Origin of the sequence: Streptomyces sp. NBRC 110028, from assembly GCF_001417735.1 — a bacterium.
Classification (GTDB): Bacteria; Actinomycetota; Actinomycetes; order Streptomycetales; family Streptomycetaceae; genus Streptomyces.
Window position 1 is genome coordinate 357,344 of sequence record NZ_BBUZ01000024.1, and the last position, 21,963, is coordinate 379,306.

Genomic DNA, 21,963 nt, shown 5'->3' on the forward strand with positions numbered 1-21,963 from the left:
CGATGGTTGTCCCGTGGTGCCCGAGGACCGCGGCGGCGGTCCTGACCGTTCTGACCGTCCTGGCCCTGCTGACCGTCTCCGGCTGCGGCGGGAGTGGGCTGCCGCGGCCCGCGGGGACGAGCCCGAGCGCGAGCGTCCCCGATCCGGGGGCGGGGGACAGCGTGGAGGAGGACATCGACGCGGCGGTGTCCATCACCACCACCTACTGGTCCACCCACTGGAGCGAGTTCTTCACCGGCGCCTACCGCCCGCCCCGGGTGCTGGGGGCGTACGACGGCGCCGCCGCCGGCGGGCCCTCCTGCGGGGGCACCCCGCTCCCCGACGACAACGCCGTCTACTGCCCGGGCGGCGACTACGTGGCGTGGGACATGGACCTGATGCGGGCGGGCCATCGGCGGGGGGATGCCTGGGTCTACCTGGTGATCGCCCATGAGTGGGGGCACGCCGTCCAGAACCGGCTGGACGCGGGCCTGGTCGACCTGGCCCGCGAACTCCAGGCCGACTGCCTGGCCGGTGCCGTCCTCTTCGGCGCGGCCCGGGACCGCACCCTGACCTTCGAGGACGGCGATACGGACGAGCTGGCCGACGCGCTGTCGGCGCTCGCCGACGCGACGCCGTGGACGAACACCTCCGACCACGGCGACGCCTCGCAGCGCGTGTCGGCGTTCAGCCGGGGCGCCGAGTCCGGGGTGAGGGGCTGCCTCCCGGACGCGGTGCGGTAGCGGTCACCGGGCGGGCTGGGGCCGGGGGCTGCGGTCCGGGTCGGTGCGGGTCTCCGGCACCCCGGCCGCTTCGCGGGCGCCCGCCTCCCGCAGCTCGACCTTGCGGACCTTGCCGCTGACCGTCATCGGGAAGGCGTCCATGACGCGCAGATGGCGCGGCACCTTGAAGGCGGCCAGCCGGCCGCGGCAGAAGCGGGCCAGTTCGTCGCGGGTGAGGGAGCCCGCGCCCTCGCGCAGGATCACGCAGGCCAGGATCTCCTCGCCGTACTTCTCGTCGGGGACGCCCACCACCTGCACATCGGCGATCTTGGGGTGGGTGTGCAGGAACTCCTCGATCTCCCGCGGGTACACGTTCTCCCCGCCGCGGATGATCATGTCCTTGATCCGGCCGACGATCTGGACGTAGCCGTCGTCGTCCATCACCGCCAGGTCCCCGGTGTGCATCCAGCCCGCCGGGTCGATGGCCTCGGCCGTCAGCTCCGGCTCCTCCCAGTAGCCGAGCATCACCGAGTAGCCGCGGGTGCACAGCTCGCCCCGGGTGCCGCGGGGGACGGTCAGACCGGTGACCGGGTCCATGACCTTGACCTCGACGTACGGCAGCACCCGGCCGACCGTGCCGGTGCGGCGCGCGAGGTCGTCGTCGCGCCGGGTCTGGGTGGAGACCGGGGAGGTCTCGGTCATGCCGTAGCAGATGGACACCTCCGCCATGTGCATCTCGGCGACCACCCGCCGCATCACCTCCACCGGGCAGGGCGATCCGGCCATGATCCCGGTGCGCAGCGAGGAGAGGTCGAAGGTGGCGAAGTCGGGCAGGGCCAGCTCGGCGATGAACATGGTGGGGACGCCGTACAGCGAGGTGCAGCGCTCCCGTTCGACGGCGGAGAGCGTGGCGGCCGGTTCGAAGGTGGGGGCCGGGATGACGACGCAGGCGCCGTGGGTGGTGGCGCCCAGGTTGCCCATCACCATGCCGAAGCAGTGGTAGAAGGGCACCGGCAGACAGATCCGGTCGTGCTCGGTGTAGCCGACCGTCTCCCCCACGAAGTAGCCGTTGTTGAGGATGTTGTGGTGGGAGAGGGTGGCGCCCTTGGGGAAGCCGGTGGTGCCCGAGGTGTACTGGATGTTGACCGGGTCGTCGCAGGACAGCCGGGCCTCGCGCTCGGCCAGCTTCTCCTTCGGCACCCCCTCCCCCGCGCGCACCAGCCCGTCCCAGGTGCGGTCGCCGATGTAGACGACATCGCGCAGGGCGGGGCATTCGGCGCGCACCTGCTCGACCATGCGGCGGTAGTCGCTGTCCTTGTGCACGGTGGACGAGACCAGGACCGACACCCCGGCCTGCCGCAGGACGTACCGCAGCTCATGGACGCGGTAGGCGGGGTTGACGTTGACCATGACGGCGCCGATGCGGGCGGTGGCGTACTGCGTCAGCACCCATTCGGGGCAGTTGATCGCCCAGATGCCGACCCGGTCGCCCTTGCCGACGCCCTTGGCCATCAGCCCGAGCGCGACCGCCTCGACCGCCCGGCCGAATTCGGCGTACGTCCAGCGGCGGCCGGAGGGGACGTCGACCAGCGCCTCGCGGTCGCCGTACGCCTCGATGGCCCGGGCGAGGTTGGCACCGATGGTGTCGCCGAGCAGCGGCAGGTCCCCGGTGCCGCTGGCGTAGGAGAGGGCGGCGGGGACGGCTGGAGCCGGTGGCGGGTCGTCGGAGATCGGTTCGATCATGGTGTCTCCTTGCGGTCACATGCCGTTTCGGTCATATGAGGGGGAGCTGCTGTTCATGAGGTTCCCTCATGAAACTCGACGCCGTCGCCGATCGCCGTGCGCTCCCGTAGTTCGATCCGGCGAATCTTGCCGGACACCGTCTTGGGCAGCTCCGCGAACTCCAGCCGCCGCACCCGCTTGTACGGCGCCAGCACCGCCCTGGAGTGCGCGAACAGCACCTTGGCCGTCTCGGGCCCCGGCTCCCAGCCCTCGGCCAGCACGATGTACGCCTTCGGCACGGACAGCCGCACCGGATCGGGCGCCGGGACGACGGCGGCCTCGGCGACCGCCTCGTGCTCCAGCAGGGCGCTCTCCAGCTCGAAGGGCGAAATCTTGTAGTCCGAGCTTTTGAAGACATCGTCCGCGCGCCCGACATACGTGACATAGCCGTCCGCGTCACGCGAACCGATGTCGCCGGTGCGGTAGTAGCCGCCCGCGGTGGCCTCGGCGGTGCGCTCCTCGTCGCCCTCGTACCCCGTCATCAGGCCGACGGGGCGGCCGTGGCGTCCGGTCAGGTCGAGGCAGATCTCGCCCTCGTCGCCGGGTTCGCCGGTGACCGGGTCGAGGAGGACGACGCTGAAACCGGGGGTCGGGCGGCCCATCGAGCCGGTCTTGAGCGGCTGACCGGGGGTGTTGGCGACCTGGACGGCGGTCTCGGTCTGGCCGAAGCCGTCCCGGATCGTCACCCCCCAGGCGCGCCGGACGTGCTCGATGACCTCGGGGTTCAGCGGCTCACCGGCGGCCACGGCCTCGCGCGGGGGGCGCCGCAGCTGGGTCAGATCGGCCTGGATGAGCATGCGCCAGACGGTGGGCGGGGCGCAGAAGGTGGTGACGCCGCAGCGGTCCATCTCGGCCATGAGACGGGTGGCGTCGAAGCGGGCGTAGTTGTGGATGAAGACGGTCGCCTCGGCGTTCCAGGGCGCGAAGAGGTTGGACCAGGCGTGCTTGGCCCAGCCCGGGGAGGAGATGTTGAGGTGGACGTCGCCGGGCCTGAGACCGATCCAGTACATCGTCGACAGATGGCCGATGGGGTACGAGATGTGGGTGTGCTCGACGAGCTTGGGCCGGGCGGTGGTGCCGGAGGTGAAGTAGAGCATCAGCGGGTCGTCCGCGCGGGTCGGCCCGTCCGGTACGAAGCGGTCCGCCAGGGCCGCCACCCCGTCCGGGGTCTCCTCCGGCACCGCGTCCGTCCCGGCGTCCTCGTACGCCAGCCAGCCGTCCGGCGCGCCGCCGACCGCGATGCGGGTGTAGTCGCCCGCCACCTGCGTGAACTTGCCGGTGTCCGCCGTCCGCACGATCACGTGCCTGGCCCGGCCGCGGACGATGCGGTCCGCCAGGTCCAGCGGGCCGAGCAGCGGGGTCGCGGGGATGACGACGGCGCGCAGCTTCATCGCCGCCAGCGCCGTCTCCCACAGCTCCCGCTGGTTGCCGAGCATGACCACGATCCGGTCCCCCGGCCGCACGCCCCTCGCGCGCAGCCAGTTCGCGGCCCGGTCGGAGCGGCGGCGCATCGCGTCGAAGCTCAGCCGGGTCTCCCGGCCGTCCTCCTCCACGATGCGCAAAGCGGTGCGTCCGTTTCCTTCCGCGATCTGGTCGAACCAGTCCAGGGCCCAGTTGAAACGGTCCGGGCGGGGCCAGCTGAACCCTTCGTACGCCGCCGCGTAATCCTCGCGGCGGTCGAGAAGGAAGTCCCGTGCCACGCGGAAATCGTGAGAGGGACTCATTGCTGTCACTTCTTCCTCCTGAATTGCGGTGCCGCTCGCTAGCATCGTGCGACGGGTGATCTGGGTCTCACCACCCCCGGACGGGGGTGGTGACGTTTCGGGGAGGCAACCGTGGCGGAATCGGAGCGTGCCGTCGACGTACGGACAGCGCTGCTGCGGATGCGCCGGCGCGGCGGGCTGCCCGTCGCCTTCGGCGGACTGTTCTCCGGCGCCCAGCAGTTCCGTATCTCCGAACTCACCGGGACCACCACGGACTCCTTGCACGGCCTCGCCATCACCGCGGGCAACGGGCTCGGCGGCAAGGTCCTGACCCTGTCCCGGCCGATATCCGTGATCGACTATCTCCTCTCGCGGGCGATCAGCCACGAGTACGACGGCGCGGTCGGCGCCGAGGGGCTGCGCTCGATCATGGCCGTCCCGGTGGTCGTCCGCGGCCGGGTGCGCGGCCTGCTGTACGGGGCGCTGCGGCAGCCGCTGATCCTCGGCGACCGCGCCCTGAGCGCGGCGGTGGAGGCCGCCCGCGAGCTGGAGCGGACCCTCGCCGCGCAGGACGAGGCGCGGCGGCTGATGGCGGTCGCGGAGCAGCCGGTGCCGGAGGCGGAGGCCGACCCGGCGGCCTGGGAGGAGGTCCGCGCGGCCCATGTCGACCTGCGGACCCTGGCCCAGCGGGTGGCCGATCCGCAGCTGCGGGCGGAGATTCTGACCGCCTGCGGCCGGCTGGCCCGCGCCTCGTCGGGTGACGGCCGCGACCGGGCGTCCGGCGGACGTGTGCAGCTGTCCCCGCGCGAGGTGGACGTCCTGGCCTGTGTGGCCTCGGGCGCGACGAACTCGGCGGCGGCCGACCGGCTGGGGCTGCGGCCGGAGACGGTGAAGAGCTATCTGCGGTCGTGCATGCGCAAGTTGGGGGCGAACACCCGCCTGCACGCGGTGGTCGAGGCCCGCCGCGCGGGGCTGCTGCCGTAGGGCGTACCGGCCCCGGCCCGCCCTGTCCACGACGCCTGGCGCGCGTACCCGGCCGCCGCCGGGAGGCAGCCCCGCTCGCCGCGTTGCCGGGCACGTCCTCAGGTGTCCGCCCCTTGCCGCCGCGGGTGGGCGCGGCGCGGCCTTCGGGGACACGCGCCGGCGGTTCCACGGGTTTGGGCGGCGGCTACGCCAGGACCGCGGCGAGGGCCGGGGCGTACAGCTCGACCACCTCGTCCGGCGTCAGGGCGGTCACGCCCGGGGCGCGCAGCAGATGGCGGGTGAGGGCGAGGCCGAGGAGCTGGGCGCAGACCAGCGCGGCGCGGCGCGGGTCTGTGGCGTCGCCGAGGGCGGGTGCGACCTGCGCGGCGAAGATCTCGCGCAGCCGCTCGGCGGCCCGCTCGTGGGTGACGGCGGAGCGCAGCAGGAGCAGCAGGGCGTCGTCGGCGGGGTCGCCCTCCCAGCGGTCGAGGAAGTGGCGCACGAGGACCCGCGCGAGGTCGTCGCGGGCCACGGCGGTCAGGTCGGGCAGCCGCAGGTCGATGGTGAGGGCCGCGTCGAAGAGCTGGTCCTTGCTGCCGAAGTAGCGCATGACCATCGAGGCGTCGATGGCCGCGTCGGCGGCGATCGCGCGGATGGTGGTGCGCTCGTAGCCGTGCCGGGCGAAGCGCGCGCGGGCGGTGCGGAGGATGGTGGCGCGGGTGCGGTCGGCGCTCCGGGCGCCCGTCAGGCGGGGTTCGCCGCCGCAGGGGCCGGGCCCGGGATCGTCCACGCCAACAATCGTAGGCAACCGGTCGTGGGCACGCCAGGAGCGGGTACCCGCTCTCCTGGACGGCACATCGACGCCACGTCGACGCCCCGAGACCGCTTTGGAGCGGGTGATTCCGGATCCGGCCGCCCCGGCCGCCGCCTGGGCATATCGGGGGATATCCTGCTCTGAGGCCCGTGGTGCGCGCTCGGGGCGCCCACGGCCCCCACGCGCCCGGTGCCCAGGGGACCCGCGACGAGGAGGTGAGGTGCACGCGATGACCGGCGAACCTCCCAGTCGCATGCCGCGAGCCGCCACCCCGTCCCGGCCGCGCTGAAGGCAGCGCACCACAGCGCACCACAGCTCAGCGCGGCCCGGCGCCAGCTACCCGTAAAGGACCCCTCATGTCCGAGCGCCGTTCCCACACCCCGCGCCCGCTGAAGAAGTACCCCTGGCTGCGGCCCGCGGTGACGCGCGCGGCGGGCCACGGCCCGCGCTCCGGTGCCGGGACCGGGACCGGGACCGGGACCGGGACCGGGACCGGGACCGGGACCGGGGCGTCGGGCCCGCCGGGCGCCGGGTCCGCGCCCGCCGCGGTCGACGGCACGGCGGTCGCCGACGAGCAGAGCGTGGTGGACGCGGCCGTCTACCGCGACGGCCGCCGGGTCGGCACGCCCGACAGCCTGGCCGCCACCTTCCGGCGGCTGCGCGAGGAGCCGGGCGCGATGGCCTGGATCGGGTTGTACCGGCCGACCGAGGCGGAGCTGCTGTCGCTCGCGGAGGAATTCGATCTGCACAAGCTGTCCATCGAGGACGCGATGGAGGCGCACCAGCGGCCCAAGCTGGAGCGCTACGGCGAGACGCTGTTCGTCGTGCTGCGCGCGGCCCGCTACCTCGACGCGGTCGAGGAGGTGGACTTCGGCGAGCTGCACGTCTTCGTCGGCCCCGACTTCGTCATCACCGTCCGGCACGGCGCCGCCCCGGACCTGTCGGCGGTGCGCACCCGGCTGGAGTCGGCCCCCGAGCTGCTGGCCCTCGGCCCGGAGGCGGTGCTGTACGCCATCCTGGACGCGGTCGTCGACGGCTACGCCCCGGTCGTGGCGGGCGTGCAGAACGACATCGACGAGATCGAGACCGAGGTCTTCCGCGGCGACCCCGCGGTGTCGCGCCGCATCTACGAACTCTCCCGCGAAATGGTGGAGTTCCAGCGCGCCACCCGCCCGCTGGTGGGGATGCTGCGCGGGCTGATGGCCGGTTTCGACAAGTACGGCACCGACGACGAGCTGCAGCGCTATCTGCGGGACGTCGCCGACCACGTCACCCACACCAGCGAACGCGTGGACGGCTTCCGCTCGGCCCTCACCGACATCCTCGCGGTCAACGCCACCCTCGTCACCCAGCAGCAGAACGCCGAGATGAGGGCGCTGGCGGAGGCGGGCTTCGAGCAGAACGAGGAGGTCAAGAAGATCTCCGCGTGGGCGGCCATCCTGTTCGCCCCGACCCTGGTCGGCACCATCTACGGCATGAACTTCACCCACATGCCTGAGCTGCACTGGGTGCTGGGCTATCCCTTCGCACTGCTGCTGATGGCGGTGGTGTGCGTCAGCCTGTACGTCATCTTCAAGCGGCGGGACTGGCTCTGACGCGGAGGGAAGGCCGGGTCGTCAAGCCTGCCGGCGGGCGAATTGGGCAGGTGTCGCCTGGTATTGCTGCTTGAAAGCGCGGATGAAGTGGCTGCTGTCGGCGAAGTGCCAGCGCGCGGCGACCTCGGAGACCGTGAGGCGTGATCCGGGGGCGGTGAGCGCCGTGGCCGCTTCCTCCAGGCGTCGGCGGCGGATGTAGGCACTGAACGACTCGTCCAGACTCGCGAAGGCCCGCTGCAGGGTGCGGACGGAGACGTGCAGGTGCGCGGCGATCGAGGCCGGAGAGAGATCGGCGTCGGCGAGCCGGGCATCGGCCAGGTCCCTGGCCGCTTGGGCCAGCGCCGGGGTGAACGCGGGCTCACGGTCGTCGAAGTGATCGAGGATCAGTCCCTTGGCCAGTTCGAGCAGGGCGTTGCGGGACGCGTGCGCGCCCGCGGGACCGAGGTCGCTCACGGTCCGCTGCACCATGCTGGTGTGTGCCATGAGGATCTGCGCCGCGGGCGAGGCGACGTGGCCCGTGCGCGGTTTCCCGGCGACCAGGGACCGCAAGGCGTCGCCGGGGAAGATGAAGATGCGGGTGCCGATCTCGGGCGTGGTGTGGAAATGGTTCTCCGTCACGACGTGGTGCAGGAAGTAGGTGCCGGCCGAGACGCACGCGTCACCGTCCTGATCGTGCGGGTTCTGCAGGGCCACCGCGCCGCGCAGCCCGACGTACAGCCTGATCTCGTCGTGCTCGTGTCTCCCGACCGCGCGGGTGCTCAGGGGTGAAGAGCCCCAGAGTTCGTTGACGGCGGTGTCCTGCAGGGTCACCGAGCGCATCGTTCCCCGGAAGCCGTCGATCGTGGAAGCGGTGAATTCCGGCAGCGGGTACAGGTCTCCCATGCGGTCGTTCCAGGCGTCGACGAACGGCTCCCACGTTCCCCGGCCGGTGCCGGTGGAGTCGGCGTCGACGGCGAACGTGCCCGTCTTGTCGCCCGGACCATGGAAACGCGGCCTGCTGCTCAGCGGCCTGCTGCTCATGTGCCCTCCGCGCCGGCGAAGACGTCGCCGGAATCCCCTCTTCGCGTCACAAACGTACATGCTTTCCACGCACGGCGGTTCCCACCCCCGGCCGCGCTTCAACCGTCGACGGCCCACCGCTCGCGGGTGCCGTCTGCCGAACCGATGCTCGCCGGTGCGCCGGGGGCACCGGAGTGAGGCCGGTGCCGTCGGGGCACGGAACGGAGCGCAGGGGACGTCCGTCCAACCTCGGACGTATCCCGCACCCGTCGGGCAACGGCCCGCGGGTGAGCCGCTTCCGGTTGAACGGAGGGCCCGCCGTGGCTGCCCCCACCCCACACAGCGCACCGGACGGCCCCGAACGCCCGCCGGTCCCTCCCGAACTGGCCACAGTGCTGCGCGACCAGCTGGAAGCCGTCGCCGACGAGGTCGAGGAGGAGGTGCGCCGGCAGGTCCCGGAGTACGCGCGACCGGCCGACGGGACGTACCGCGCGCACCTCAGATCGGGCGTCGTCCAGGCGCTGACCCTGTTCGTCGACCACATCGCCGAACCGCCCCCCGGCCAGGGTGCCGCGATCACCACGACGTACTACGCACTCGGGCGCGGTGAGGCGCTGGAGGGCCGCAGCCTGGACGCGCTGCAGTCCGCGCTACGGGTCGGCGGCCTGCGCGCCTGGCGGCTGATGGGCCGTACGGCGGAGGAACTGGGCCTGGACTCCGCGGTGGTGGCGGCCCTGGGCGAGCTGGCGTTCCGTACCGTGCACGAGGTCGCGGAGGCGGCCGCGGCCGGATACGCGGAGGCCCGGGTGCAGAGCCCCGACGAATTGGAGCGGCGCCGCCGCCGGCTGCTGGAACTGCTGCTGGGCGAGGGGCCGGCGGCCCCCGAGGCGGTGCAGGACCTGGCGCACTCCGCCCGGTGGCCGGTGCCGGGGCACGTCGCGGTCGTGGCGCTCGCGGCCACCCCGGATCAACGGGAGGAGGAGTGGCCGTTGGCGGCGGCGGGGGCGCTGGTGGACATGGAGTCCCGGCCGCCGCGGATGCTGGTGCCGGTGCCCGAGGACTCCGGCGGCTCCGGCTCCGGGGGCTTTGGGGGCTCCGGCTCGGGGGGCTCTGGGGGCTCTGGGGGCTCTGGGGGCTCCGGCTCGGGCGGTTCCGGCTCCGGGGGTTCCGGCGGTTTCGGTGGCCGGGCGTTCGGCCTCGCGCTGCGCGGGCGGCCCGCCGCGATCGGCCCCACCGTCCCGCTCGCCGAGGCCGCCCGGTCACTGCACTGGGCCACCCGGGCCCTCGGGCTGATGGGCCGCGGGATCCTGCCCCGGCAGGGCGTGGTGCGCTGCGCCGACCATCTGTCGACGCTGCTGCTGCACAGCGACGAGCCGATGCTCGCCCAGATCCGCTCGCGCGCCCTCGCGCCCCTCGCCGAGGTCTCGGAGGGCCAGCGCGGGCGGCTCGCCGAAACGCTGCTGGCGTGGCTGCTCAGCGGCAGCAACGTGCCTGATGTCGCCGCGCGCCTCCACATCCACCCGCAGACGGTCCGCTATCGCCTGCGCCAGCTGGACAAGCTCTTCGGTGACGCGCTGCAGGACCCCGGCAGCCGTCTGGATCTCATCCTGGCGCTGCGTGCCGAAGCGCTCCGCAACGAATCCCCTTCACTCGGCCCCGGGCTCACGGGGCTCACGTCCGCACAAAAAGGCGAGGAATATTTGAATTCCCGGCCATAACACTCGGTCGGATCACGCGCATACCTTGGGGACGTCCTTGTTCGCGGCGCACTCCTCGCGCCCCACCCTCAAAGGATTCCCATGCGCATTCGCCTGGGCCTCGCCGTGCTCTCGCTGCTCGGCGGGGCCGGACTGGTCTCCCTCTCCGCTCCCACCGCAACGGCCGCCGCCTGCGCGGACATCGACGTCGTCGCGGCCCGTGGCACCTTCGAGCCGGGATCGCTCGGCTTCATCGTCGGCGACCCCGTCTATGCGGCGCTGCAGAAGAAAATCACCGGCAAAACCCTGTCGAGCTACAAGGTGAACTACCCCGCCGACCTCTCCTTCACGTCGGCCGCGCAGGGCAACGCGGACGTGGTGAACCACGTCAAGAGCCAGGCGGCCGCCTGCCCGGACCAGCGTTTCGTGCTGGTCGGCTATTCGCAGGGCGCGAACGTCGTGGACAACTCGATCGGCATCAGCAGCGCGGGCGCGGTGGTCGGCAGCCCGATCGTGGCCACGATTCCCGCGGCGCTCGAACCCAAGGTCGCCGCCGTGCTGCTGTTCGGCAACCCGATCCGGGCCCTCGGCAGGAGCGTCACCGGCACCTACCAGAGCCGCACCATCGACTTCTGCGCCAAGGGCGACCCGATCTGTGAGAGCGGCGGGCTCGACGTGGGAGCGCACCTCGGCTACACCGCGAACGCCGACGCGGCGGCCACCTTCGCCGCGGGCAAGGTCTGATTCCCGCGGGCGTTGCGAAAGGGCCCGGGAGGATCACCTCCCGGGGCCTTCTCGTGTGGGTGACTACCGGGGTGCGCGGGCGGGTTGACGACGAGCCGCTTCACCTGTGGCGAGGTGGCCGGCTGGAGGCGGCCGTGAGCACCATCGCCATGGTCAGCGACACCGCCGGCGCGGCACTGCGCGGAGTGGGCGCCATGCCCATGCTCACAAGAACGCGGCGACCGGCGACGCCATTGTCACCAGGGATCACCCCCTCTTCACCGCTTCCCCGTTCTCCCGGGCCCTCGTTTGTGCTTCGATGCCGTGCGCACGGTACGAACGGGTGAGCGACGGGAGTATGCGTATGGATCGGCGAGGTTTTCTCAAGGGCGCGGCCGCACTGTCCACCGCCGGAGTGGTCACCGCGTTAGGCGGGGTCGCCGCCGCCGCGGCGCCCACCCGGCCCCTGGCCGCTACGGACTGGCTGTCCGGCATCCCCGACGCCACGCCCGTGCAGCGGCTGACCCTTCCCGGAACACACGACTCCGGGGCCCGTCACGGCGGGCCGTGGACCGAGTGCCAGAACACCACCATCGCCGACCAGCTCAGCAGCGGCATCCGCTTCCTGGACATCCGCTGCCGGGCGTTCGAGAACGCCTTCCCGATCCACCACGGCGCCTCCTACCAGCACCTCAACTTCGACGACGTCCTCGGAGCGTGCCGCGCGTTCCTCTCCGCGCATCCGTCCGAGACCGTGCTGATGCGCGTCAAGCAGGAGTACTCGAAGGAGAGCGAGGCGGAGTTCCGCCGGATCTTCGACACCTATCTCGACGGCAAGGGCTGGCGCTCCCTCTTCCGCCTCGACGCCACCCTCCCGACCCTGGGGCAGGCCCGGGGCCGGGTCGTGCTGCTCGCCGACTCGGGCAACATGCCGGGCGTCCGGTACGCGGACCCGCAGCTGTTCGACATCCAGGACGACTACATGGCGGAGCCGTTCGGCAAGTACCCCAAGATCGAGGCGCAGTTCCGCAAGGCGGTGGCCCAGCCCGGCAAGCTCTACATGAACTACGTCAGCACCGCCGCGCTCCTCCCGCCCCGCTCCAACGCGGACCGGCTGAACCCGCAGGTCAAGTCCCTGCTGGAGGCATCGGGCAACCAGGGCTGGACGGGGCTCGGCATCGTTCCGATGGACTTCCCGAACACCACCTCGGGCCTGGTCGACGCCCTGGTGAGGCACAACCCGGCCGGCTGACGGCGGCTCGGCGGCGGCTCGGCGGCGGCTCGTGGTGGATGAGCCGCCGCCGTACCGGTCCACGGGCCGTACCGGTCCACGGATCGCGGGGGTGTCAGCGGGCGGGGTCAGGGGGTGAGCGAGGGACGGGCGAAGCGTACGAGTTCCTGGGCCTGGTCGGGGAACCACCGGCCCGCCTCGGGGTTCACCGTGCCGCGCACCGGGTCCGAGGGGCCGGGGGTGCCACGGAAGCAGCGGCCGTCGGACTGGCCGGGGGTCTTCACCCACAGGGCGGCGTCGTGCAGCGGGTCGCCGGTGGCGGTGGTGGGGCGGGCGCCGAGGCCGCGGCGGGGCGGGTTGCACCAGGACTGGGGGTCCGCGTGACGGCTGTTCGGGGGTGTCCAGGGGCCGCGGCCGTTGCGGCTGGTGTCGGTGACGAAGTGCTTCATCTCCGACGGGTCGTGCGGTTCGTGGGCGCGCAGCCACGCCCGGAGGTGGCGCCGCGACCAGTCCCGCTCGGGGCAGGCGGCCGGGTCGCCGCCGTCGCCGACGTAGGCCAGGCACGCGGAGATCAGCCGCCCGTACAGGGCGGTGGCCTCGTCCGTCTGGTAGTGCGAGACGTTGAGGGCGAAGCCGGTGGCCTCGTCGACACCGGCCTGGACGAGGCGCGGCACGATGCTGCTGACGGTGTGCCAGCCCGCGTGGCCCGCGTCGAGGTACACCTTGGCGTTGCCGAGCGCCATGAGGGTGTCGACCGCGTACTTGATCTCGGTGTAGCGGGCCTCGGTCAGCCTGTCCTCGCCGGTCTCCGGCTCGGCTTCGAGTTCGGGCTCGTCGGGCGGCGCCTGGTCGCCGGCCTCGGGCTGTTTGTCGAGGTCGGCGGGGTCGGCGGGGAGGAACGGGGTCGGTTCCTGGGAGGGGGCCGGGGTTCCGGCGGTGACGGCCGCGCCGGGGGCGGGGACGGTGGCGGGCTGCGGTTCCGGGGAGGGGGCGGTGGTGGGCTCGGTGAGCGCGGGCCCGGCCGCGGCAGCGCCCGTGCCCGCGTACGCGCCCGCGCCCGCGCCCGTCTCCGTACCGGCGCCCGCGGACGGGCCGGCCTCCGGGGCCGGGGTCGTGGCCGGGGCCGGGATCGTGGCCGGGGCCGTGGTCGTGGTCGGGGTCGTGGCCGGGGTCGGGGTCGTGGCCGGGGTCGGGGTCGTGGCCGGGGTCTCCGCGGGGGTGTCCTCGCTCGCCTGCTCACCGCAGTCGGACGGCAGCAGCGCCAGTGAGTCGGGTTCGAGGACGACCATCACCTCGCGGTCGCCGATGCCCTCGGCCACGGCGTCGATCCACGCCTCGTACTCCTCGGTGGTCCGCGCTCCCCCTGCGGAGTAGCTGCCGCAGTCACGGCCGGGCACGTTGTAGAGGGCGAGCACCGGCAGTCTGCCCCGCCGTGCCGCGTCGCTCGTGGTCATCCGGACCAGGCGCGCGACCCGGGCCGGGGACTCGTCCCCGTACCAGACCGCCTGCGGGGTGCGCACCATGGCGAGGAGTCCGGCGGCCGTGCGGTAGTCCCCCCGCCAGGCGAGCCGGGTCACCTGACGGTATGAGGCGCGGTCGGCCGGGGGGACGTAGAGGGGCAGGCCACGCGAGGGCGCGGCGGCGCGCTCCTGTACGGCGGCCTGAACGGTCGAACCGCTCAGTACGGGAAGGGACGTTGCGGCCAGAACGGCCACCGACACGGCGAGGGTTTTCCGTCTCGTGCGCACAGGCGTACTCCAAGGGGGCGGGTCGCGTAGGTCGGATCTGAGGCTCACTCAGAACCCGGGGCCCGGCAACGCGAGCGTCCGCCGGGTGGCGCAACCCGATTCCCGCCCAGGGGTGGCGTTCCGTCGGACAATCCGACGGAACGCCACCGGGGGCTACGTACCCGTCAGGTGCTCCGGGCGCACCGGCACCCGCCCCAGCCGGAGGCCCGTGGCGGCGCGGACGGCCGCGACGACCGCCGGGGTGGAGGAGAGGGTCGGGGCCTCGCCGACGCCCCGCAGGCCGTAGGGGGCGTGGTGGTCGGCCAGTTCGAGGATGTCGACGGGCATCGTCGGGGTGTCGAGGATGGTGGGGATCAGATAGTCCGTGAAGGACGGGTTGCGCACGCGCGCGCCGTCCGAGACCAGGATCTCCTCCATCACGGCGAGACCCAGCCCCTGCGTGGAGCCGCCCTGGATCTGGCCGACGACGGAAAGCGGGTTGAGTGCCTTGCCGACGTCCTGGGCGGCCGCCAGTTCGATGACCTTGACCAGGCCGAGTTCGGTGTCGACCTCGACGACGGCGCGATGGGCGCAGAAGGAGTACTGGACGTGGCCGGAGCCCTGACCGGTCGTGAGGTCGAAGGGCTCGGTGGGGCGGTGCCGGAACTCCTTCTCGATGTCGATGGGGTCGTCGCCGAGGAGGTCCGTCAGGTCGGCGACGACCTCGCCGGTGGCCGTGACCACCTTGCCGTCCCGCAAGCGCAGCTCCGTGTCACCGCCGGGGGCACCGCAGCGGCGGAAGACCTCCTGCCGCACCGCCTCGCAGGTGTGTTTGACGGCGCCGCCGGTCATGTACGTCTGGCGGGAGGCGGAGGTGGAGCCCGCGGAGCCGACCCGGGTGTCGGCGGGGTGGATGGTGACCTGGCTGACGCCGAGTTCGGTACGGGCGATCTGGGCGTGGACGGTGACGCCGCCCTGGCCGACCTCGGCCATCGCGGTGTGGACCAGGGCGACGGGTTCGCCGCCGATGACCTCCAGCCGCACCCGGGCCGTGGAGTAGTCGTCGAAGCCCTCGGAGAAGCCGACGTTCTTGATGCCGACCGCGTACCCGACTCCCCGCACCACGCTCTCGCCGTGGGTGGTGTTGGACAGGCCGCCGGGCAGGGCGCGGACGTCGACGTCCCCGTCCGCCGTCTCCCAGGCGCGCTCCGGCGGGAGGGGGAGGTCCCGGACCCGGCGCAGGATCTCGGCGACGGGGGCCGGGGAGTCCACGATCTGGCCGGTGGGCATGGTGGCGCCCTGCGCCATGGCGTTGCGCTGCCGGAACTCGACGGGGTGCAGGCCGAGTTCCTGGGCGACGGCGTCCATCTGGGCCTCGTAGGCGAAGCACGCCTGGACCGCGCCGAAGCCGCGCATGGCGCCGCAGGGCGGGTTGTTGGAGTAGAGGGCGAGCGCTTCGACGTCCACATGCTCGACGACGTAGGGGCCGATCGCCAGGGAGGCGGCGTTGCCGACGACCGCCGGGGAGGAGGAGGCGTACGCTCCGCCGTCCAGGACGATACGGGCCTGGACGTAGAGCAACCGTCCGTCGCGGGTGGCGCCGTGCTCGTAGGTGAGCTTGGCGGGGTGCCGGTGGACGTGGCCGAAAAACGACTCGTACCGGTTGTAGACGATCTTCACGGGTTTGCCGGTGCGGAGCGCCAGCAGACTGGCGTGCGCCTGCATGGACAGGTCCTCGCGCGCCCCGAACGCCCCGCCCACGCCGGAGAGCGTCAGCCGCACCTTGTCGGGCGGCAGGCCGAGCACCGGGGCGAGCTGGTCGCGGTCCACGTGCAGCCACTGGGTGGCGATGTAGAGGTCGATGCCACCGTCCTCGGCGGGCACCGCGAGCCCGGACTCCGGGCCCAGGAAGGCCTGGTCCTGCATGCCGACCTCGTAGTCCCGGCGGACGACGACGTCGGCGCGGGCCCTGGCGGCGGCCACGTCGCCGCGCCGCACGGGCTGGCGGTGGACGACGTTGGGGTGCGGGGCGTGGGCGGCGTGGTGGTCGGCGCGGTCGGGGTGGAGCAGCGGCGCGCCGGGCGCGGTGGCGGTGGCCTCGTCGACCACGAGCGGCAGCTCGGCGTAGTCGACCTTGATGCGGGCGGCGGCGCGGCGGGCGGTCTCGGGGTGGTCGGCGGCGACGATGGCGACGGCCTCGCCGTGGTAGCGGACCCGGTCCTTGGCGAGGACGGGCTGGTCGTGGATCTCCAGCCCGTAGTGGGTGGCGGCCGGGAGGTCGTCGTGGGTCATGACGGCATGGACGCCGGGCAGGGTCAGCGCCCCGCTGATGTCGATGGACCGGATCTGGGCGTGGGCGTGGGGGCTGCGCAGGGTGAAGCCCCACAGCATGTCCTCGTGCCACAGGTCGGAGGAGTACGCGAACTCGCCGGTCACCTTGAGCGTGCCGTCGGGGCGGAGGGTGGATTCGCCGATGTGACCCTTGCCCCGGCCCTCGGTCAGATGGGCCTGGGTCAGATGAGCCTGGGTGATCCGGGTGGGGGTGCGGTCGGGTCGCATGGTCAGCTCGCCTCCCCTTCGGCCGCGGCGGCGGTGCGGGCGGCGGCGAGGCGCACCGCGTCGAGGATCTTCTCGTAGCCGGTGCAGCGGCACAGGTTGCCGGACAGCGCCTCGCGGATGTCGGCGTCGGACGGGTCGGGGTGCCGTTCCAGCAGCTCGTCGGCGGCGACCAGCAGGCCCGGGGTGCAGAAGCCGCACTGCACGGCGCCCGCGTCGATGAACGCCTGCTGGACGGGGGCGAGCGGGGCCTCCGCCGCCCCGGGCTTGCCCGCGCCCGGCTCGCCCGCCGCGCGGTCCTCCGCGTATCGGGGGAGCCCTTCGACGGTCACCACCTCGCGCCCCTCGGCCTGCCCCGCCGCCACCAGGCACGCGCACACCGGAACGCCGTCGAGGCGGACCGTGCACGATCCGCATTCGCCCTGCTCACAGGCGTTCTTCGAGCCCGGCAGGCCCAGCCGTTCGCGCAGCACGTACAGCAGGGACTCGCCCTCCCAGACGTCGTCGGCCTGCTGCGGCCGGCCGTTGACGGTCATGTTCACGCGCATGCCGCCGCCCTCCCTTCGCCCTCGCGGTACGCCTGCCAGGTCCAGCCGAGCGTGCGGCGCGCCATGACCGTCACCGCGTGGCGGCGGTAGGCGGCGCTGCCGCGTACGTCGTCGATGGGGTCGCACGCGCCCGCGCACAGCTGGGCGAACTCCCGGGCGACCGCCGGTGGAATCGTTTCTCCGCTGTCCCAGAAGGCGCCCTCCGCGAGCGCCGCGTTCAGGAAGTCCTCCGCCGCCCGGGCTCGCACCGGGGTGGGCGCGGCGGAGCCGACGCCGGTCCGTACGGTGCGGGTGCGCGGATGCAGCGCGAGGGCGAACGCGCACACCGCGATGACCATGGCGTTGCGGGTGCCGACCTTGGAGAACTGCTGCGGCCCGTCGGCCTTGTCGATGTGGACGGCCCTGATCAGCTCGTCGGGCGCCAGCGCGTTGCGCTTCACCCCGGTGTAGAACTCCTCGACCGGGATCATCCGGGTGCCGCGCACCGAGGCCACCTCCACCTCGGCCCCGGCCGCCAGCAGCGCCGGATGCGCGTCCCCGGCGGGCGAGGCCGCGCCGAGGTTGCCGCCCACCGTGCCCCGGTTGCGGATCTGCGGCGAACCGACGGTGCGCGAGGCGAGCGCGAGACCGGGCAGCTCGGTGCGCAGCCGCTCGATGATCCGGCTGTACGGCACCCCGGCGCCCAGCCGGACCGTCCGCTCACCGGTCTCCCACGCCTCCAGTTCGCCGATGCGGGTCAGATCCAGCAGCCGTTCGGGCCGCCGGTGATCAAAGTTGATCTCGACCATCACATCGGTGCCACCCGCGATGGGCACGGCGTCGGGGTGCTCGGCCTTCGCGGCGAGCGCCGCCGGCCAGTCGGCGGGGCGCAGGAAGTCCATGGGCCTCTCTTCTCACCAGTCCTGAAGGAACTCGTGCACGCGGCTCCCAGTCCAGTAGACCCCCACGGCGGGCCCCGGGGCAGTCACCGAAGGCATGAAGCAATTGGCTGGCCAGCGGCCCGGTCTTGTAGATTCGAACGAACGACGGGGAGCGGAAACCTCGCGGTATTCGACCGGTGACAAAGACAAGATCGGCTGACATCACCATGCGGCTGCGCGCACTGCTGGAAACCGACGCCCTGGGCCTGCGCCTGCTCGGCGGCGAGGACGAGCTGGACCGCACCGTACGCGGCGTGATGACCACCGATCTGCGCGATCCGAGCCGCTATCTGTCGGGCGGCGAACTGGTGCTGACGGGGCTGGCGTGGCGGCGGGAGCCGGACGACTCCGAGCGGTTCGTCCAGATCCTGGCGGCCGCCGGGGTCGCCGGGCTCGCGGCGGGCGAGGCCGAGCTGGGTCCCGTACCCGAGGATCTGGTGCTGGCCTGCGCGCGGCACCGGCTGCCGCTGTTCTCCGTGGTCGAGGACGTGGCGTTCGCGTCGGTCACCGAGCACGTCGTACGGCAGGTCTCCGGCGAGCGGGCCGGGGACCTGGCCGCCGTGGTGGAACGGCACCGGCGGCTGATGACCCCGGGGGCCGCGGGCGGCGGGCCGGAGGTGGTGCTCGACCTGCTCGGCTCGGACCTCGACCTGGCCGCCTGGGTGCTCTCCCCCACCGGCCGCCCGATCGCGGGCCCGACCGGCCCCGCGGCCGCGGAGCTGCCGCGGCCGGTCCGCGCCCAGCTGGCCGGTGAGCACCTGGCCGCCCGGCACGCCGGGCGCCAGGGCCCGCACCGGCTGACCGCCGCCGACGGCGTGACGTACTCCCTCTTCCCCATCCGCGGCGGTACGAGCGGCGGCACCGGCGCCCCGCACGCGACGCCGCTCGCCGACTGGCTGCTGGCGGTCGCCGCGGACGCCGGTGACTGGCCGGAGGAGCGGCTGGACCTGCTGTACGGGGTCACCCAGCTGATCGCGGTCGAGCGCGGGCGGCGGGACGAGGCCGGTACGGTGCGGCGGCAGCTCGCCCAGGAGGTGCTGGAGCTGGTCCAGGCGGGCGCGCCGTCCGCCGAGGTCGCGGCCCGGCTGCGGGTCACGGCGCCGGTGCTGCTGCCGGGGCTCGGCGGCGCGGCACCGCACTGGCAGGTCGTGGTGGCGCGGATGGAGGGGACACCCGGCGGCGAGGGTGAGGTGGCCCAGGCCCTGCTGGAAGAGATCCTGGTGGACCCGCGTTCGACCGGGGCCGGGCCCGCGGACCGGATCGCGGTGGCGCACACCGGCGACGAGGCGGTGGCGCTCCTCCCGCTGCCCGCCCCCGCCGACGACGGTTCCGACGAGGCGGAGGGCGCCGAGGCGGGGCTGCACGCGGACGCGCTGCTCGCCGCCGTCGGCGAACCGCTCGCCCGCGGGCTCGCCGACGACGCCCGGCTGACCCTGGGCGTCAGCGCCCCCGTGCACTCCGCCGAGGCGCTGCGCGGCGCGCTGGAGGAGGCCCGGCACGCCCGCCGGGTGGCCGCCGCGCGGCCGGGCCGGGTCAGCGCGGCCGGGCACCAGGAGCTGGCCTCGCACGTACTGCTGCTCCCCTTCGTCCCGGACGACGTGCGCCGCGCCTTCACCGCCCGGCTGCTGGACCCGCTGCGCGCGTACGACCGCCGCCACCGGGCCGAGCTGATCCCGACCCTGGAGGCGTTCCTGGAGTGCGACGGCTCCTGGACGCGGTGCGCGGCACGGCTGCATCTGCACGTCAACACGCTGCGCTACCGGGTGGGCCGGATCGAACAGCTGACCGGGCGCGACCTGTCCCGGCTGGAGGACAAACTGGACTTCTTCCTCGCCCTGCGCATGAGCTGACGCCGGAAGTCCCCCGCGACCACCACTCTCGCCGGTGGTTTGTGAATTCATTCACACCAACCCCTTGGCCGGGCCCGCGCTTCCGTGTTGAGATTCGGCAACGGCTTCCGGCTCGATGGCGCGCTTGGGGAGGGCAATGTGGCGGACACCGCCATGTCACCACCTGGATCGTCGAACTCCGATACCGGCCTACGGCCCGGGCGGGCGGACGACCCGCTCGACACGGCGGTGTGGCGGCTGCGCTCACGGGCGTGCTGGAAGGACGCCGCCGAACTGCTCGCCCCGCACGCCGCCGGCGACGCGGCCGTGGCCCTCAAGCGCAGCGCGATCCTGATCGAGCGGTGCATGTACACCTCCCAGGGCTGGGACGCGGCCGAGGACGCGCTGCGGGCGGCGGAGGCCCTGGCCCTGACCGACGACGAGCGGGGCGCCATCGCGTGCGAGCGCGGCTATCTGGCGTACGCCTCCACCCTGCTCGGGAACCGGGACCGCGCCGACGAGGCGCGCACCGCCCTCGGCCGGGCGGCCGCGCTGCTCGGCCCCGGCTCGCCCACCCGCCCACTGCTGGACTTCCGGCGCGGGCTGATCTCCCAGCACCTCGCCCACAACCCCACCGGCGCCCAGGCCGCCTTCCAGCGCGCCCACGCGGGCGCCGCCGCACACGGCGACACGCTGCTGCGCTCGTTCACCTGGCGCCATCTGGCCGGGATGGCCGAGGAGGAGGGCAACGTCGCCGAGGCCCGCCGCGGCTTCGCCGAATCGCTGCGGATCCGCGAGGAGCTGGGCTACCTGGTAGGCATCGCCCCCGCCCTGGCGTCCCTGGCGGACGTCGAGGACGAGCCGGAGGCCCACCGGCTGCGCGCCGAGGCGCGGCGACTGGTGCGGCTGCTGGGCGGCGTCCCGGTCTGGCTGGCCGAGCAATTAGTGGCCAACCCGGACGCCGACGAATCGCCCTGACGGCGCCGCTCCACCACCCGGCCCCTCCGGCGCTTGAGGAGCGGGGTGCGGGGGCGGGGCCCCGGCGGGTGTGCGGGGGCTTCCGCCCCCGCACACCGGCTCAGGCCCCGGACGTGAAGTGCTCGCGGACCAGCGACTCCACCACATCCAGATCGCGCGCGGCGAGCGCGTCCAGCAGCGCCATGTGCTCGGCCGCGTCGGCGACCAGATCGGCGGTGCGGACCGCGCGACCGCAGGCCAGCGGCCACTGGGCACGGCGGTGGAGTTCGTCGGCGACGACGACCAGCTGCTGGTTCCCGGCCAGGCTCAGCACCGACTGGTGGAACGTGCGGTCCGACTCCAGGTAGGCGGCACGGTCGCCCTTCGCGGCGGCCGTCGCCGTCGCCTCCGCGAACGGCCGCAGCCGCGCCCAGCGCTCGGGCGCGACCGCCCGGGCCAGGCTGAGCATCACCGGGACCTCCAGCAGGGCGCGGACCTCGGCCAGCTCGGCCAGCTCGCGCGCGCTGCGCCGGGCCACCCGGAAGCCGCGGTTCGGTACGACCTCGACGGCACCCTCACCGGCGAGCTGCTGCATGGCCTCGCGCACGGGGGTGGGCGAGACGCCGAAACGGTCGGCGAGGGCCGGGGCGGAGTACACCTCGCCCGGGGTCAGCTCGCCCCCGACCAGCGCGTCCCGCAGGGCGTCCAGGATCTGTCCGCGCACGGAGTGGCGGCGCGGGGACTGGCGCGCCACGGGCACGCCGGAGGGATTCCGCGGCTCCATCGCCGCCTCGGCTTCGGCCTGCTCCACTCGGGTCCTCCTGACATCCCATCGAAACGATATGCGGATGCCGCCCGAGGACAAAGCCCACGCGCAGCGGTCGCTCCGAGCGGACGGGGCCCGGCATGACCCTTGCCACATTCTCCGGCCCGCACCGCTCCCCGCCTCCGATCCGGACCGGACCGGGGAGCGACGCCTTTCGGCCACGCACGCGGCGCCCGCGAAGCGCCCGCTGCCGGACAGTGGCAGGGAAAGATCACTAAGAGGTTCGGACGGCGAATGGCAAGCCGACGGATCGGGTTTACCCGCACTCGGGTTCCGTGAATAGAATCAAGCCGCTTGCAACGAGCGAGCGTTCGAACCGTATCGCACCTATCCGCGTGTCCCCCCGCCCACTTGGCGGCCTCTTGTCCGGAAACCGCTTGAGGCCCGGAACG

At 73.3% G+C, this 21,963-nt stretch carries 17 protein-coding genes; 8 read left to right on the forward strand and 9 right to left on the reverse strand.

Going from position 1 to position 21,963, the window contains the following annotated elements:
- Positions 1-2 precede the first annotated feature (2 nt).
- A complete protein-coding gene (locus ASC60_RS10900; RefSeq protein WP_055549376.1) occupies positions 3-722 on the forward strand; it encodes a hypothetical protein in 720 nt (239 codons plus the stop codon).
- 3 nt (positions 723-725) lie between these two features.
- Here the strand turns inward: ASC60_RS10900 and ASC60_RS10905 are convergent, their stop codons facing one another.
- Complete coding sequence (locus ASC60_RS10905) at positions 726-2,444, reverse strand: AMP-binding protein (RefSeq protein WP_055549378.1); 1,719 nt, start codon at positions 2,442-2,444, stop codon at positions 726-728.
- 53 nt (positions 2,445-2,497) lie between these two features.
- Positions 2,498-4,207 carry an AMP-binding protein gene (locus ASC60_RS10910; protein ID WP_055549380.1) on the reverse strand — a complete coding sequence of 570 codons (1,710 nt, stop codon included), beginning with the start codon at positions 4,205-4,207 and terminating at the stop codon, positions 2,498-2,500.
- Between the two features lie 111 nt (positions 4,208-4,318).
- On the opposite strand from ASC60_RS10910, the gene ASC60_RS10915 reads away from it, so the two are divergent.
- Positions 4,319-5,170 carry a helix-turn-helix transcriptional regulator gene (locus tag ASC60_RS10915; protein ID WP_055549382.1) on the forward strand — a complete coding sequence of 284 codons (852 nt, stop codon included), beginning with the start codon at positions 4,319-4,321 and terminating at the stop codon, positions 5,168-5,170.
- Between the two features lie 184 nt (positions 5,171-5,354).
- Here the strand turns inward: ASC60_RS10915 and ASC60_RS40705 are convergent, their stop codons facing one another.
- Complete coding sequence (locus ASC60_RS40705) at positions 5,355-5,939, reverse strand: TetR family transcriptional regulator (protein WP_234356886.1); 585 nt, start codon at positions 5,937-5,939, stop codon at positions 5,355-5,357.
- A gap of 380 nt (positions 5,940-6,319) precedes the next feature.
- Between ASC60_RS40705 and ASC60_RS10925 the strand changes: the two genes are divergently transcribed.
- Complete coding sequence (locus ASC60_RS10925; RefSeq protein WP_055549385.1) at positions 6,320-7,558, forward strand: magnesium and cobalt transport protein CorA; 1,239 nt, start codon at positions 6,320-6,322, stop codon at positions 7,556-7,558.
- A gap of 21 nt (positions 7,559-7,579) precedes the next feature.
- On the opposite strand, the gene ASC60_RS10930 is transcribed toward ASC60_RS10925, so the two are convergent.
- Complete coding sequence (locus tag ASC60_RS10930; protein WP_055549387.1) at positions 7,580-8,578, reverse strand: AraC family transcriptional regulator; 999 nt, start codon at positions 8,576-8,578, stop codon at positions 7,580-7,582.
- Between the two features lie 299 nt (positions 8,579-8,877).
- Between ASC60_RS10930 and ASC60_RS39000 the strand changes: the two genes are divergently transcribed.
- The 3 genes from ASC60_RS39000 (at position 8,878) to ASC60_RS10945 (ending at position 12,229) form a co-directional block, all read left to right on the forward strand.
- A complete protein-coding gene (locus ASC60_RS39000) occupies positions 8,878-10,275 on the forward strand; it encodes a helix-turn-helix domain-containing protein (RefSeq protein ID WP_079038314.1) in 1,398 nt (465 codons plus the stop codon).
- A gap of 81 nt (positions 10,276-10,356) precedes the next feature.
- A complete protein-coding gene (locus tag ASC60_RS10940; RefSeq protein ID WP_055549389.1) occupies positions 10,357-10,998 on the forward strand; it encodes a cutinase family protein in 642 nt (213 codons plus the stop codon).
- 343 nt (positions 10,999-11,341) lie between these two features.
- Entirely contained in the window at positions 11,342-12,229 is an 888-nt protein-coding gene (locus tag ASC60_RS10945; protein ID WP_055549390.1) for a phosphatidylinositol-specific phospholipase C, read from the forward strand.
- Positions 12,230-12,336: 107 nt separating this feature from the next.
- On the opposite strand, the gene ASC60_RS10950 is transcribed toward ASC60_RS10945, so the two are convergent.
- The 4 genes from ASC60_RS10950 to ASC60_RS10965 form a co-directional block, all read right to left on the reverse strand.
- Complete coding sequence (locus ASC60_RS10950) at positions 12,337-13,956, reverse strand: glycoside hydrolase family 6 protein (RefSeq protein WP_234356887.1); 1,620 nt, start codon at positions 13,954-13,956, stop codon at positions 12,337-12,339.
- 153 nt (positions 13,957-14,109) lie between these two features.
- On the reverse strand, positions 14,110-16,494 hold the full coding sequence (gene pucD, locus ASC60_RS10955) for a xanthine dehydrogenase subunit D (RefSeq protein WP_055549395.1): 2,385 nt from the start codon (positions 16,492-16,494) through the stop codon (positions 14,110-14,112).
- 2 nt (positions 16,495-16,496) lie between these two features.
- Positions 16,497-17,039 carry a (2Fe-2S)-binding protein gene (locus ASC60_RS10960; protein WP_055549397.1) on the reverse strand — a complete coding sequence of 181 codons (543 nt, stop codon included), beginning with the start codon at positions 17,037-17,039 and terminating at the stop codon, positions 16,497-16,499.
- Positions 17,030-17,920 (reverse strand): xanthine dehydrogenase family protein subunit M, encoded by an 891-nt coding sequence (locus tag ASC60_RS10965; protein ID WP_055549399.1) that lies wholly within the window; start codon positions 17,918-17,920, stop codon positions 17,030-17,032. The genes ASC60_RS10960 and ASC60_RS10965 overlap by 10 nt, the downstream gene beginning before the upstream one ends.
- 206 nt (positions 17,921-18,126) lie before the next feature.
- Here ASC60_RS10965 and ASC60_RS10970 point away from each other — a divergent pair, with 206 nt between their 5' ends.
- On the forward strand, positions 18,127-19,809 hold the full coding sequence (locus ASC60_RS10970; protein WP_055549401.1) for a PucR family transcriptional regulator: 1,683 nt from the start codon (positions 18,127-18,129) through the stop codon (positions 19,807-19,809).
- Between the two features lie 153 nt (positions 19,810-19,962).
- On the forward strand, positions 19,963-20,766 hold the full coding sequence (locus ASC60_RS10975; protein ID WP_063787118.1) for a hypothetical protein: 804 nt from the start codon (positions 19,963-19,965) through the stop codon (positions 20,764-20,766).
- Positions 20,767-20,866: 100 nt separating this feature from the next.
- Here ASC60_RS10975 and ASC60_RS10980 read toward each other — a convergent pair whose 3' ends face one another.
- Entirely contained in the window at positions 20,867-21,529 is a 663-nt protein-coding gene (locus tag ASC60_RS10980) for a GntR family transcriptional regulator (protein ID WP_234356911.1), read from the reverse strand.
- Positions 21,530-21,963: the final 434 nt, after the last annotated feature.